This is a genomic window from Thermus sp. FJN-A (genome assembly GCF_054655095.1).
Map to the genome: position 1 here is coordinate 1 of NZ_BAAHSC010000191.1, position 471 is coordinate 471.

1 pseudogene is annotated in these 471 nt (G+C 69.4%); it reads right to left on the reverse strand.

The features are described from left to right. Positions 1-471: pseudogene (locus tag ACYQ0J_RS08915) on the reverse strand (cystathionine beta-lyase); the annotation flags it as partial.

The following is a 471-nucleotide window of genomic DNA, read 5'->3' on the forward strand; positions in this document are numbered from 1 at the left end:
GGCGCTCGTAGGTGAGGGGGGCATGGAGTTCGTCGGAGACCACGATGAGGTCGTGCTTGCGGGCGATGGCGGCCACCGCCTCCAGCTCTTCCTCGCTAAAGACCCTCCCCGTGGGGTTTTGCGGGTGGCAGAAGAGGAGAAGCCTTGTGGCGTAGGCCAGGCGCTCCAGGCCGGCCAGGTCCAGGCGGAAGCCCCCCTCGGTTTCCTGGAGCGGATTGGCCAAGACGGTGCGTCGCTGCTCACGGATGGCGGCCAGAAAGGGGGGGTAGACGGGTACCTGGGTCAGGACGCCCTGGCCGGGGGCGGTGAAGGCGGCCACTGCCGCATAAAGCCCCACCACCACCCCGGGCATGAAGGCTACCTCCCCGGAAAGGCCCGCCTTGTCCAGCAGGAGGGCCTTGAGCTCGGCATCCCCCTCCCGGGGCGGGTAGCCCAAAAAGCCCTCCGCCCGCTCGCGGATTGCCCGGCGCA